Origin of the sequence: Bacillus cereus group sp. Bc031 (genome assembly GCF_027716265.1) — a bacterium.
GTDB classification, from domain to species: Bacteria; Bacillota; Bacilli; order Bacillales; family Bacillaceae_G; genus Bacillus_A; species Bacillus_A paranthracis.
The window spans coordinates 1-12843 of record NZ_JAQFUL010000040.1 but is presented as its reverse complement, the minus strand read 5'-3'; the positions used below and the strand labels follow the sequence as shown (position 1 = coordinate 12843).

The following is a 12843-nucleotide window of genomic DNA, read 5'->3' as shown; positions in this document are numbered from 1 at the left end:
CTCCGTTTTTAATAAGCTCTTACTGGAGATATAAGATGGATTGCTGCAGAGTGTGTCCCTGCTTCAACTAATATCGGTCTCATAGAACCGCTGAAACTTAAAGTAACCGTTTCTTCTTTTATTGCCCTTAAAGCATTCAACATAAATCGTCCATCGAAAGATATATTGAATTGTTTTTCACCTTGAATTACATCTATCTGTTGTGTCTCAGATATTTTTCCAATCTGAGAAGCATTAGAAGAAACTTTAATTGTAGATTCATTTACAATTTCTAAGTTAACATTGTTATTTGCCCATTCACTTGCTAATAAGCTTGATCGATCTACCCCTTGTAACATTCTTTGTCTATCTATGTTAATGACTGTTTGAAATTCATTTGGAATTAAACTAGATATATTAGGATATTTCCCTTCAATTAATCTTGAATATAATGTAGTTGTGCCGAATGTAAAAATAATGTGGCTTTCTGATAGATAAATAGAAACGAATTCTAAATTGCTGTTCATTAATTTTAAAAGTTCATTAATGGTTGCACTTGGTACAATACAATTCGCTTTCACATTAGTAGAAATTAATGTTTCACGTATAGCTAGTCTATGAGAGTCAGTTGCAGCGCATATTAATTTGTTGTGGTCTAACTCGATATGTACGCCAGTAAGAACGGGTCTAGATTCATTTTTCGCTACTGCAAAGACTGTTTGTTTAAACGCATCAATCAATTGTTTTGTTTCTATTTGTATTTCTGCATGATCGTCTATTTGTGGTACGTTAGGAAATTCATTCGCTGGAAAGCCATTTAAGTTTAATGTGATTTCTTCTGATTGTATGGTAATTGTTTGCTCATTCTTACTTTTTATTACTATATCGCTTGGCATTTTCTTTATAATTTCAATGAAGTATTTTGCAGGTACAACAATTGTTCCTGCTTTTAAGGTAGTCGTAATTTGTTCGTCATCCATGGAACTAGGGATGAATTTTTCGATGAAAATATTTGAATTACTTGCGATTAAAGTAATTCCAGATTGATCTGCAGTTATTTTTATACCGGATAGTATAGGAATTATAGCTTTCGTAGATATTGCTTTACTTACTTCTGAAAGTGCTTGAGTGAAATATTTATGATTAACGATAAACTCCATTTTTTCCCCGCCTTACATGAAATGATAGTTTTATGAAGATTGATGAATGATTGTTCCGTTAAAAAAGTAAGGTACTGTTTCTTTCCTTTGTAATATATTTAATAAGTGTTCTGGTATACGTAAATGCGGTTCTGCTCTATGTAATTCCATCCAAGTAATCTCTTCAATTTCTTTTGGCCTTGTTATATTTGTTTCCCCTCCAATTATTTCACCTAAAAAATTAAAGAATATTGCATGATGTCCTCTCTCTTCAAAAAAAGCTTCGCTAATGTAACAAATACCATTTACAGTTATATGTAGACCAGTTTCTTCTTTCACTTCTCGAATGACTGCCTCCTCTAACGTTTCTCCTAATTTAACTGCACCACCTGGTAGTGTGTAATAAGAACCATTCTTCCCTTTGTTTTTTACCATTAAGATCTTTTCATTTGTTTTATCGTATAAAAGCGCATATGTAACATTTACTTTTTTCATCTAAGTCCACCTTCAATAACGAGAATTTTCTGTCTTTGTTACATTCTACCATTTAATCGTTTTAAAATATAAAAAAATTAATAGAGTATTTCATTTATCTATCCTTAGTAAAGGTAATAATTGATCCCCCTTCATTTCTAAATAAAAAGAACGTATTTTGAAAGTAATTATTCAACGTACGCTCTTTATGATTTGATTGATTCATTTTGGGATTCTATATATTTTCTAACCTTTTTTCCAAATAGTATCGATTATGTCCTTTAGGGTGATCTTCACTTACTCCAATTACTTTATATCCATGTTTTTTATAAAAAGCAGGTGCCTGAAAGCTAAAAGTATCTAAATTGATTAGGCTACACTCTTTTTCAATTGCAAATTCTTCAATAAGTTTTATTAACTTGGTTCCATAACCTTCGTGTCTATATTTTTCAGAAACCCATAAGAAATCAACATGTACGTGGTGCCAAAATGTAATTCCAGTTATTCCGCCTACTATTTCTTCATTTTCATTTTTCACTATAAAACTAATTTTTTCTGAAGGCTTTTTCTCTTCATCTGAAATATGTTTTTGATTATATTCAATTACTTTTTCTCTTATGTAATCACTATCTTCTTGGACCCATTGTTTTACTATTTTCATTTTAATTATCACGCTCCTTTTAAAGTATCTATTCAATTTAATAATCGTAATATCCTGTCTAACTTAATTGTCGTAGTGCAATGTTTCATTTCACTAAAATTTAAAAAAGCCGTACTACATTTTATTTGTAGTACAGCTTTTTACCGCGTTTGATTCTTTTTACTTAAAACTTCCGTTAGTTTGAACGTATTAGTACAATAATTCAATTGTATTACTGCGAAAAAGAATGAACATTCCTAAACCAATTAGAACAATTGGAACGATAATATGACAATTTCTCTCAAGTACTTTAGCTAAAATAGGAGCTCTTAACAATGTGTAGCTAATAAAACACCATATTGCTATCATGCAAAAAAAGATAATTAATGTAACGAAATTTGCTTCCAAGGATTGACTAGTGAACATTGGTATATAAATTGAGATATTATCAGCTCCATTAGCTAATGTAATCGCAGCTACTTTAAATAATGAGCCAGAAGTGTTATCAATGACTTCATTACTTTTGTTAGAACGAAGCGAGAATAGTCCTTTAATCCCCATATAAATTGGCACGAATCCTAATAATCCGATCCACGATATAGGAATGAAAAAAGAGCTTAAGAAACCAATAATACTTAGAAAAATAATTACACTAAACCCCAAATATTGTCCAATAACAATATAAAGTTCTTTTATCTTAGTTTTCCCATGGAAAGTTCTATCTTCTTCCTTACATACTCCTGTCTTTACTTGTGAAAATAAAACAAGGAGTATAAAAATATCATCAATATTTGTTGAAGTAAATGCAATAAAAGAAGAAATTATAGTTGTAACCAAAATAAGCCAACTACCTTTATAATGAAATGTATGCCTACTAGCGAAGCGGATTAACTGTAGTTTTTTATCAATATTTTGATTCTTTTATAAAACAATATGAATATTTTACTTATCTGCTACTTGATTCGTTAATAAATAAACCACTTTATTGCTTCTCAAATCATTTCATTTTAAATTAAGTAAGTGTATTCTTCCTACACAATGGCTAAAAAGGGAAAATTAAATGTTGTGTAATATAAAAAGAGCCCTTTATGAGGACTCTTTTTAAACTTAAGCTACTTTTCGATATAAATGTTGTGTTTCTTTTTTCTTTTCTGCTTTTGGTGGACGAATTAAAATAGATATAATGAAAGAGATAACAGAAAGAACGCCGATTATAATAAAGGTTGGTTCAAATCCTCCAAGAAGCGCCCCGATGAATGATCCTGCAAGTGCACCAAATCCGAAACCTTGGTATACAATCCCATAATTTGTACTATGGTTTTTTAATCCGAAGAAATCTCCAACAATAGCTGGGAATATAGTGATATTACCGCCAAAGCAAAAGGCAACACTTGCTACACATGCGAAATATATGCCGTAATTTAGCGGAATGAAACTTAATGTAAAGACTGACAATCCAATGATAATAAACGTTGCAGAAACGATTTTCATTCGACCTATTTTATCTGATAACGTTCCAAGAACAATACGACCTACTGTATTAAAAATTGCAATCATTGCAACGGCGTTAGCGGCAGTTGCTGCGCTAAGTCCAACGAGCTGCACTCCGATATCTTTGACCATACCGATTAAATATAGACCGCCCATACACGATGTGAATAGCATAAAAAACAAAAGGTATACTTGTTTCGTTCGCATCATTTCACGAGGTGTATAATCATTGTGTAAAGTCTCAGCTACAGTGTTACTTACTATTGCTTCACGTAAGAAGAACGATCCGATTAATACTAAAAGTAAGACGATAATCCCCCAATATAAAAAGGCTTGTGATACACCAAGGCTGTCGATCAGATTTCCGTTTATATATCTAAAGATTAAGCTGCCCATTCCATATGCTGATACAGATATACCTGAAATAAGCCCTTTCCGATTCGGAAACCATTTAATTAAATTAGATAATGATGTGATATAAGCAGTTCCATCGGCATAACCAACTACTACACCCGCTAATAAATATAGTAATGGTAAGGAGGAAACTTGTGAACTTAGTATTAAACCGAGTCCCAGCACAATCCCTGCAGTAGCGATGAGTTTTCGAAGCCCTAATTTTTGCTGTAACTTTCCTGCAAATAATGTTGAAAATGATAAAGAGAAGCTTGTAATGGAGAAAGTTATAGCAACTGAATTAAGGTTCCATCCAAACTTACTTACAAGGGGCTGATTAAATAAACTCCATGTATAAATTGTTCCAAGGCCAATTTGAACAATGATTGTACCTAGAACAATTAGTAACGGATTTATAGAAGTTTGTTTCATACTAACTGTCCCCTTCTTTTATCGTGACATGAATTTTCACAGTTAGTATAACCATCATAAAAAGCAAGATACTGCATGAAAAATGGAAATTGAATTCATGTACACAAAAAGACACTCCATTATGAAGTGTCTTTCTGCAGGTTATATTAGATTTACTTAAAGAAAGCTTTGTTAAGATAAGACATTTTCAAATGCTTATGTATATAGAATACCAAAAGATTTCTGTCATGAGATGGGACTTAAGATGTATTTTTCATTCATCATATAGTCGGATAAACGAAAAATTAATATTCAATTTCATCAAAATCTTTCGGCTGCGGTACCGTTTGCATATTAGCTGCATCTTTTGGATCGCTATAAATTGCATTTTGTTCTGTATTTACATCCTTAATGTTTTGCTTTTTATTTTTGTTCACTTTATCTTTCACTTTCAATCACTCCTTTTTGTTATAGGAGTAATTATGCCCTATTACTGTTACGAAATGTATCAACGACTAAATTACTAAATTCACGTAAATAATATAAATAATTATCACCGCCGTAGTTGTATCTTTTATTATACATTTTCGCAACAACTACATTATATTCAGGTATTACTAATATAGTTGGTCCCGTAATTCCTAATATTTGATACGAGCCTTTTGGTACACGTTCGCCTAGTTCACTTAATTGTGCAGGTTCATTTTGAACGAACCAAAACAAGCCATTTTGTGGTAGCTCTTTATTTGCATATGTTGGACTCTGCAAACTCGTAGCGATTTTTATAACTTCTTTTGGAACAATTTGTTTATCATGTATCATACCTTGATTTAAATGAAGATTGCCCCACTGTGCAAATTCTCTAGCGGAGACAAACAGATTTTTTTCAGTACCGTCATCTACTGTACCAATTTCACTAATTGCGTCTTTATTTGGATCATCAACAACTGCAACTAAATTATCATCTTGCTGTATTCTCCATCCTGTTTCTTGGAAATTAGCAGGTTTAAACACACGCTCTTTTAACAATTCAGGAAAACTTTTGTTATATAGCTGATAAATAAGACGTGTCATCATTCTTACATTAATATCTCTATACGCCCATCCTTGCCCCGGTTCAAATTCACGAAAAATTATCCCGCCATTCGTTTCTTCTAATCCGTGCGAATGTGTTACTAAATGTCTTATCGTCGTTTTACTAAGCAATACAGGATCAAAGTCTTTAAAATATTTTATCGCTTCATCATCAATAGAGTTTATTTTCCCCTCGTAAAGCGCATACGCTATCATTAATCCTAAATAACTTTTTCTAGCAGAAGCAACGTTAAATTGTGAAGATGCTGTTACTTTCTTGCTTGTAGATGTATTTGAGTGATAGCCACTATAATGCTCCAGTACAATTTTGTTATCTTTCATTATGCAAAGCGCTGCTGCAGAGCTATGGTTTTGTTCTTTTATATTTTCTACCCAAGAAATCAACTTATCATATGTATACAAATAAATCCCCCTTAATACACATAAAAATTACAGCTTGAAAGAAAAGTGCAAAATAGTTTTCACACCTTTCCTTCAAGCAAAATATCTTTGATGTTCTATACTTAAATGATCCACCAGTTCCAGCAATTAAAGCAACCGAAACATCCAGCGCATCCTATGCATCCGCCGCAACGACCTGCACAACCACCACATCTGCCGCCACATCCGCCACAGCGTCCACCACAACCTCCGCATCCGCCGCAACGACGTGCATCGTCTTGAATGTAGTAGTATGGATATTGACTTTGTTGTTGATCCCAATACACAACATTACCAGTTTGATAATCATTAAGGTTTAATGATTGTAGTTCTTGTTGAAACTGATTCATTATGAAACCCCTCCATTTATAAATATAAATTCCGTCCACATATTGAAGTTAATAAATGTTAATAAACAAAGTAGAAACAAATGGCTATATACTTGAATACGTACATCAACAAAATATGAACTTACACTAGGTGATGTACCTTGTTTTTCAGCCTATTTTCTTAATCACTTTTTGCTGGACGAATTTATTATTAATAGAGGTTTTTAAAAATTACTAATCCAACAGTTTAGTAGTTCATCACTTAATTTTCTTTCTAGTAACTCTTTAACTAAAGGTTCTGGCATGATTTTATAAGTATGTAAAGCTTCTTGATTATAATCTATCCAGTGAAATGCCAAATGAGATTCTTTAGATTTTGGTATGAAATCAATATGTAGCTCTTGTGAATCTATCTCAAAAATATGATTGATTTCATGGTGAAGAACTTCTCGATCTTGCCATCGGTTTTCTATGACTCCTAAAAATTGTTTTATACTACAATTTACTCCGAGCTCTTCCCTTAGTTCTCTTATTAATGCATTCTCAGCTGATTCGCCAACTTCAACATGACCACCTGGTAAAAAATAATGATGGCCAATATATTCAGCCACTAACAATTTTTTATCCTTAATCATAACAGCTCGTACAATATGATGAAATTTATTTTTCAATTGTTATTCCTCCCATTCATTTATTTTATATTTGATTAAAATAGTCATTTAATATCGGGATAATATAAATCATAGGTGTTTCATACGGATGAATTTCGTTAATAACTTCAAGTGCATCCTTTACAAGATCCCGTTTGCACTTTATTTCAATTTTACATTCTTGCCCTTCACAAATCTGACCAATTTCCCCGTTAAAAGGTGATGCGCCTTTTAACGGTCTCCAGTATCCTTTCACAGAACTATAGGACAGACAATGATCATATTCTCCCGTTTTACAAGCACCAATTTTATTTAACTCATTCCTCAACATTTCAATGTATTCTTCAGGGATAAATACTTCAATTTTGACTTCAGTAAATTGCATAATTCATTTCACACCTTTGCTACATAATAATTAAACGAATAAACGATAAACTTCCTCACCATCATAATCATGTCCCAATGGTTGAAAACCGTAACTTTCATATAGTTTCTTTGCAGAGATATTATCTTTATGTACTGTTAATCTAATTTCTTTACACGCCTTAAACGTATTTTTTATTAAATATATACTTTCTTGTAATGCTGCTTTTCCATAACCGTTACCTTGCTGCTTTTGATCGATAATAAATCCGTTTATCCAATACATATCAGTTGTTTCTTTTACAACAGCATGCATAACAAAACCAACCATTAGATCGCCATTGTATATTGCAAATGGTTGGTATTCTACAGCGTCCCCATCTGGTTTTATATATACTTTAGCAAGTGAAACTGCTACAGATGGAACAAATTTCGTCTGATTATCTTTAACTTGCAGCTTTAAAGCATCTTCCCAATTCTCTCTCGTAACAACCTTTAACTGGATATTCAATATGGTAAGCTCCTTTATAAAAAGAATGTATTTATATATTCAACGCAGTAAAATAATTCCCTGTTTCTTAAAATTAAGAAACAGGGAATTATCACTTCTAAAAAATCTATCCAGTTATATCGCTGTACTTTTCACTTCGAATATTTTTCTTTAATGATACATGCGCTATTAAAACTCCAAGTATAGTAATTACTCCACCAACTACCGAAATAAAAGTAGGTACTTCACCTAACCATACCCAAGCTATAAAACAAGCAATTACTGGCGTTAAATATAGAGAGCTTGTTGCCTCGGAAGCACCAGTATGAGATATAATATAGGCCAATGCAATATACGGGAGTACTGTTGGAAATAAACCTAAATATATAACGCTCAAATTCACTTCAAGAGGAGCCACCAGTATTTCTTGATACATTCCCGGTAAGAAAATAAGCATACATACCGTACTAGATAAAATTGTATATATGGTAAATGGCAAGAAGCCGTACTTTTTTAAGTACGATGTTTGAAAAACGAAAAATAGACTTTCTGAAACGGCTGCTAATAATATAAATAATCCCCCGCTATTAAATTGAATAGCCCCCCCTTGACTAAATGATATGAAAGCAATTCCTATAAAGCTAATTACACCACCGATCCATCCATTTGCTTTCATTTTTTCATTAAAAAAAACAAAAGCAAGAATTGCCGTTACTATAGGTGTGACGGAAACGATTAAACTTGCCGATCCAGCATTTACTGTTTTTTCACCATAGTTTAATGCGATGTGATAAAAAGTAAATCCTAAAGCACCAAATAAAAAAATCGCTGGAATATCTTTTAGATCAGGTAATCGTAGTTTGTATAAAAACGAAAACAAAAGAAGTATGAATTAAGCGATTAACAAACGAAGTAAAGTAAGATGTTCAGGTGTGTAAGATTCAAGGCCCATACGAATTGTCGGAAAGGCCGTTCCCCAAATTAAAATTGTAAAAGAATGAGCACATATAATTCGATAATCCCATTTTTTATAATTCATATTTTCTCTCCCCCTTCAAACCAACCACTTTATAATTACCAATTATTTCTTCCCATCATATTTAATAGTTGATACAATGTCTTCAACCAGTTTTTTATCGTAAAAACCAACCACTTGGCATTTTTCAAGTGAGCGAAGGAGTTTTTTGATGACCACTAGTAAAAAACTACCTAAGTATCAGCAAATAGTAGACTATATGAAAGAAAAAATTGAAAATGGAGAATGGCCAATTGGAAGTAAGATCCCTAGTCAAAGGCAGTTAGCGAAATTATTTCAAGTAAATCGCAGCACTGTAATAACTGCACTAGATGAACTTATGGCTGATGGATTGATTCAAGGGAAAATTGGAGCAGGAACAATTGTAACGAATAATACATGGTCATTATTAGCAACAAATCCACCACCTGATTGGAGTGAATATGTAAAGGCTGGTATTCATAAACCAAGCAAGTTAATGGTACGAGAAATAAATGAAGCAGAAGCAAATAACAAGCTTATCCATCTTAGTAAAGGCGAACTTTCTCCTCATCTTTTTCCGTTAGAAACGATGCAGTCCATTATGAAAAAAGTAAGTGAGGAATTAGATTATTTTGGATATGAGGAACAAAAAGGGTTTTATCCGTTACGTGAAGCAATAAGTAAATACGTAAAATCATTTGGAATACATGCATCACCGGGTTCCATATTAATCGTCTCGGGCGCATTACAAGCATTGCAATTAATATCAATTGGTCTTTTACATAGAGAGTCTACCGTTTTACTTGAACAACCTTCTTACTTATATTCACTTCATGTATTTCAATCAGCAAATATAAATCTATCTGGTATATCTATGGATCCTCACGGTATATTACCTAACGAGTTATTAAAACGAATTAAATACAGTCAGAAGAAAAATATTTTATACTCAATCCCTTGTTTTCAAAATCCAACAGGGGTATTAATGTCTAAAGAGCGAAGAAAAGAAATATTAAAAATATGCGAAAAGGAACAGTTACCTATTATTGAAGATGATATCTATCGCGAGTTATGGATTGATGAACCACCACCAGTGCCTTTAAAATCAAGGGATAAACATGGACATGTATTATATATTGGTAGTCTCTCTAAGACACTTACCCCAGGACTTAGAATTGGATGGATTATCGGTCCAGAACCGGTTATTGATAGATTATCAGATATAAAAATGCAAACAGATTATGGATCAAGCTCCTTATCCCAAAGAGTTGCTGCTGAATGGATAAATAAAGGATTTTATGAGGAACATGTTGCAAACGTAAGAATTCAACTAAAAGAACGAAGACAAATAATGATACGAGCTTTACATAAGCATTGTGCAGATATTGCCACCTGGGATATACCTATTGGTGGATTTTTTATATGGCTAAAGGTAGTACCTAGCATTCCGATGAAGAAATTATTTTCAAAGGCACTATCAAAAGGGATTCTATTAAACCCGGGACGTATCTATGAAGAAGAATCAGATCAATACATTCGTTTATCATATGGATATGCTTCTCTAGAGCAAATAACTAACGGTATTAAATTGTTAAGCGAATTAATTCGTAAGTTAATGACATAATAAAAACTCCTCTTTTTCCATAGAGGAGTTTTTGTGTATTTTATTTACCACAACCGCATTTCCTGCCCCAACACAATAAGTCCTTCATAAGGATCCCCGTCAATGTTTAATACTTGAGCAAAAGCAGGTTCTGTTTTTAAACCGTTCTCTTTTAAGCGAATAATTTCTTCTCTTATATGTGGATGCTGCATTAATAGCATATGCTCTACTATCATATGTCTATATGCATTTTGGTTACGCACTGGCTTAGGCTAAGCAAATAATTCAAATTTAAAACCTTCAAATTCAAAATTTACTTTTATCGATTCAGTATTTTTAATTTTTTTCTTTTTTATTTTGAATCCTTCATAAGAGCCATATAAAGATCTCATTTCTTGTTCAAAAACATCAAAGTTATGTACTTCCATTACTATATCTAAGTCAGATTGAAGCGTATCAATTCTAATAGGTATAGTCCCGCAAAGAACGGGGCTATACAAAGCTAAATCCTCCATGATGTTTAGTTTATTCAAAACATCATATACCTTTTGTTGCTTGTCATTCCCTGATTGTAAATATGTAATAGATGTAAACATGGAAGTCTCTCCTTCATTTCACGTAATACGTGACTCACTAAATTCAAGAAAATTTGTCCGTTTAAATTTGTTCTAAGAGTACCTTTATTTCAATATATTAAGACGAACAAACGATGTTTTTCAACTTTTCTCCTATACTGCAATACTATAAAAATAAAAAAGGAGGAATTATTATGAGCATTTTTAACATTCTTTTAACCATCCACATATTATTTGGGACAATATGCTTAATCACCGGTATTGTAGCGATGGTTGCTCAAAAGAAGAAAGGAAAACATACGGAATGGGGCGAAATATATCATGCATCCTATGTTGTCATTACCCTCACTGCAATTATATTATCCATTATAAACTGGGATAAAATCGCATATTTATTTTATGTAGCAATTTTCTCTTATTCATTTGCGATTTATGGCTACCTTGCACGAAAAAAGCGTTGGAAAAATTGGCTTCACCACCATATTAGAGGTATGTTAGGCTCTTATATTGGTGCCGTTACCGCACTATTAGTAAACGTAGGTATTCATATCCCCATAATTAATTTATTGCCGCCTATATGGTTTTGGTTTTTACCTACATTAATCGGTATTCCTCTCGTAGCCAGTGTATCAAAAAAATATAAAAAACGTAGTTAAAATCCATTACATTTTCGTTACTTTCTGATGATTATTATAAAAAATTATACTTAATGTAATATTTTATTTATAAATTCAAAATCGTATTGCTTTAAGTTAGTCATTTAGAGCTAAATAAAAAGAATCCAATAAAAGTATTGGATTCTTCTTCTATAAACTATTACGTTAAAAATAATATCTTTTAATTAAGACTTTAATAATGAATGTAAACGATCCGGATAATTCGTAAACATCCCGTCCACTCCCCATAATATTAACTTTTTCATATCTGCTTCATTATCTACAGTAAATGGATGAACTTCTAATACGTGTTTCTTTATTTTCTTTACATAAGCTGCATTAATATATTTGTAGTTCATATCAAGACCTATGCAATATGTACTATACTTCTCTATTTCTGATTCAGTTAATTGAACTGCTTTTTTGTAAGATAGTAATTGGACTAGAGGTATATTAACATGTAAACTATGTAGCTTTTGCAAACTTTCTTCACTAAATGATTGAATAATAACTTTATCCTGTATTTCATAGTGATTGATAATTTCTAATAACTTTTCTTCCATTCCTGAATATTCATCAGGTGATTTTGTTTCAATATAATAGTTCGCGTCATGCCCAAACACTTCAATTACTTCTTCGAGTGTTGGAACTTTAGCATTTTCATATTCTTTCTTTGCTAAATTTGAATACTTTTTATTGTAAGTAGAACCTGCATTTAATTGCTTTAATTCCTCTAATGTATGTTCCTTAACTAGCCCCATACCGTTTGTAGTACGATTTACTGTTTCATCATGCATAGCTACTAAATGTCCATCTTTTGTCATTTGAAGATCTATTTCTATATAATCGCCTTTTAATTGTTGTCCCAATTTATACGCAGCAATTGTATGTTCCGGTGCATACGCCGAAGCCCCTCTATGTGCAATGTTTTTTATATAATTCGATTGATTAATAGCTTTTGTGTACTTAAGTTCATTTACTTTATGAAAAACAAAAGTACCTATTACTATAAATGTACAAATGATTGTAACGATATATATCTTTTTCATAATAATGTATTAACCCCATGCCCATCAACTTAAGAATTTTCACTACCCCCAAGTGACAAAAAACGTTATTCTTTCTAAAAAGCTAGCTA

14 protein-coding genes and 2 pseudogenes are annotated in these 12843 nt (G+C 32.1%); 2 read left to right on the top strand and 14 right to left on the bottom strand.

Annotated features, from left to right (window positions below; translation table 11 throughout):
* Positions 1 to 8: 8 nt before the first annotated feature.
* The 12 genes and pseudogenes from dnaN to PDQ33_RS16165 form a co-directional block, all read right to left on the bottom strand.
* Positions 9 to 1139, bottom strand: coding sequence for a DNA polymerase III subunit beta (gene dnaN, locus PDQ33_RS16220; RefSeq protein ID WP_061130349.1), 1131 nt, complete (start codon positions 1137 to 1139; stop codon positions 9 to 11).
* 30 nt (positions 1140 to 1169) lie between these two features.
* Positions 1170 to 1613 carry an NUDIX hydrolase gene (locus PDQ33_RS16215; protein ID WP_000757640.1) on the bottom strand — a complete coding sequence of 148 codons (444 nt, stop codon included), beginning with the start codon at positions 1611 to 1613 and terminating at the stop codon, positions 1170 to 1172.
* A 214-nt stretch (positions 1614 to 1827) separates the two neighbouring features.
* Positions 1828 to 2253, bottom strand: coding sequence for a GNAT family N-acetyltransferase (locus PDQ33_RS16210; protein ID WP_061130350.1), 426 nt, complete (start codon positions 2251 to 2253; stop codon positions 1828 to 1830).
* Positions 2254 to 2442: 189 nt separating this feature from the next.
* Positions 2443 to 3069, bottom strand: a complete 627-nt coding sequence (locus tag PDQ33_RS16205; RefSeq protein WP_061130351.1) for a cadmium resistance transporter — start codon at positions 3067 to 3069, stop codon at positions 2443 to 2445.
* A 270-nt stretch (positions 3070 to 3339) separates the two neighbouring features.
* Positions 3340 to 4548 carry an L-lactate MFS transporter gene (locus PDQ33_RS16200; RefSeq protein ID WP_000815154.1) on the bottom strand — a complete coding sequence of 403 codons (1209 nt, stop codon included), beginning with the start codon at positions 4546 to 4548 and terminating at the stop codon, positions 3340 to 3342.
* A 284-nt stretch (positions 4549 to 4832) separates the two neighbouring features.
* Positions 4833 to 4976 carry a hypothetical protein gene (locus tag PDQ33_RS16195; protein WP_000653680.1) on the bottom strand — a complete coding sequence of 48 codons (144 nt, stop codon included), beginning with the start codon at positions 4974 to 4976 and terminating at the stop codon, positions 4833 to 4835.
* 31 nt (positions 4977 to 5007) lie between these two features.
* A complete protein-coding gene (locus PDQ33_RS16190) occupies positions 5008 to 6024 on the bottom strand; it encodes a serine hydrolase domain-containing protein (protein ID WP_000288912.1) in 1017 nt (338 codons plus the stop codon).
* Positions 6025 to 6125: 101 nt separating this feature from the next.
* Entirely contained in the window at positions 6126 to 6392 is a 267-nt protein-coding gene (locus PDQ33_RS16185) for a heterocycloanthracin/sonorensin family bacteriocin (RefSeq protein WP_001071388.1), read from the bottom strand.
* 203 nt (positions 6393 to 6595) lie between these two features.
* A complete protein-coding gene (locus tag PDQ33_RS16180) occupies positions 6596 to 7042 on the bottom strand; it encodes an NUDIX domain-containing protein (RefSeq protein WP_000790756.1) in 447 nt (148 codons plus the stop codon).
* 25 nt (positions 7043 to 7067) lie between these two features.
* Entirely contained in the window at positions 7068 to 7406 is a 339-nt protein-coding gene (gene cutA, locus PDQ33_RS16175; protein WP_001160783.1) for a divalent cation tolerance protein CutA, read from the bottom strand.
* Between the two features lie 30 nt (positions 7407 to 7436).
* Positions 7437 to 7895, bottom strand: coding sequence for a GNAT family N-acetyltransferase (locus PDQ33_RS16170; RefSeq protein ID WP_001025603.1), 459 nt, complete (start codon positions 7893 to 7895; stop codon positions 7437 to 7439).
* Positions 7896 to 8001: 106 nt separating this feature from the next.
* A pseudogene (locus PDQ33_RS16165) lies at positions 8002 to 8913 on the bottom strand (DMT family transporter).
* Between the two features lie 145 nt (positions 8914 to 9058).
* On the opposite strand from PDQ33_RS16165, the gene norG reads away from it, so the two are divergent.
* Positions 9059 to 10495 (top strand): efflux pump transcription regulator NorG, encoded by a 1437-nt coding sequence (gene norG / locus PDQ33_RS16160; RefSeq protein WP_442866545.1) that lies wholly within the window; start codon positions 9059 to 9061, stop codon positions 10493 to 10495.
* A gap of 44 nt (positions 10496 to 10539) precedes the next feature.
* On the opposite strand, the pseudogene PDQ33_RS16155 reads toward norG, so the two are convergent.
* Positions 10540 to 11070, bottom strand: a pseudogene (locus PDQ33_RS16155) (DUF4269 domain-containing protein).
* Between the two features lie 173 nt (positions 11071 to 11243).
* Between PDQ33_RS16155 and PDQ33_RS16150 the strand changes: the two are divergent.
* Entirely contained in the window at positions 11244 to 11705 is a 462-nt protein-coding gene (locus PDQ33_RS16150; protein ID WP_000021744.1) for a DUF2306 domain-containing protein, read from the top strand.
* Positions 11706 to 11890: 185 nt separating this feature from the next.
* Here the strand turns inward: PDQ33_RS16150 and PDQ33_RS16145 are convergent, their stop codons facing one another.
* The gene (locus PDQ33_RS16145) at positions 11891 to 12754 is read right to left on the bottom strand and encodes a glycerophosphodiester phosphodiesterase (protein ID WP_270756166.1); all 864 of its coding nucleotides are present in this window, start codon (positions 12752 to 12754) and stop codon (positions 11891 to 11893) included.
* Positions 12755 to 12843: the final 89 nt, after the last annotated feature.

Coding starts and splice junctions, on each gene's coding strand:
- PDQ33_RS16145 (WP_270756166.1), bottom strand. CDS start 12,754: ATGAAAAAGATATATATCGTTACAATCATTTGTACATTTATAGTAATA.
- cutA (WP_001160783.1), bottom strand. CDS start 7,406: ATGCAATTTACTGAAGTCAAAATTGAAGTATTTATCCCTGAAGAATAC.
- PDQ33_RS16200 (WP_000815154.1), bottom strand. CDS start 4,548: ATGAAACAAACTTCTATAAATCCGTTACTAATTGTTCTAGGTACAATC.
- PDQ33_RS16215 (WP_000757640.1), bottom strand. CDS start 1,613: ATGAAAAAAGTAAATGTTACATATGCGCTTTTATACGATAAAACAAAT.
- dnaN (WP_061130349.1), bottom strand. CDS start 1,139: ATGGAGTTTATCGTTAATCATAAATATTTCACTCAAGCACTTTCAGAA.
- PDQ33_RS16150 (WP_000021744.1), top strand. CDS start 11,244: ATGAGCATTTTTAACATTCTTTTAACCATCCACATATTATTTGGGACA.
- PDQ33_RS16210 (WP_061130350.1), bottom strand. CDS start 2,253: ATGAAAATAGTAAAACAATGGGTCCAAGAAGATAGTGATTACATAAGA.
- PDQ33_RS16185 (WP_001071388.1), bottom strand. CDS start 6,392: ATGAATCAGTTTCAACAAGAACTACAATCATTAAACCTTAATGATTAT.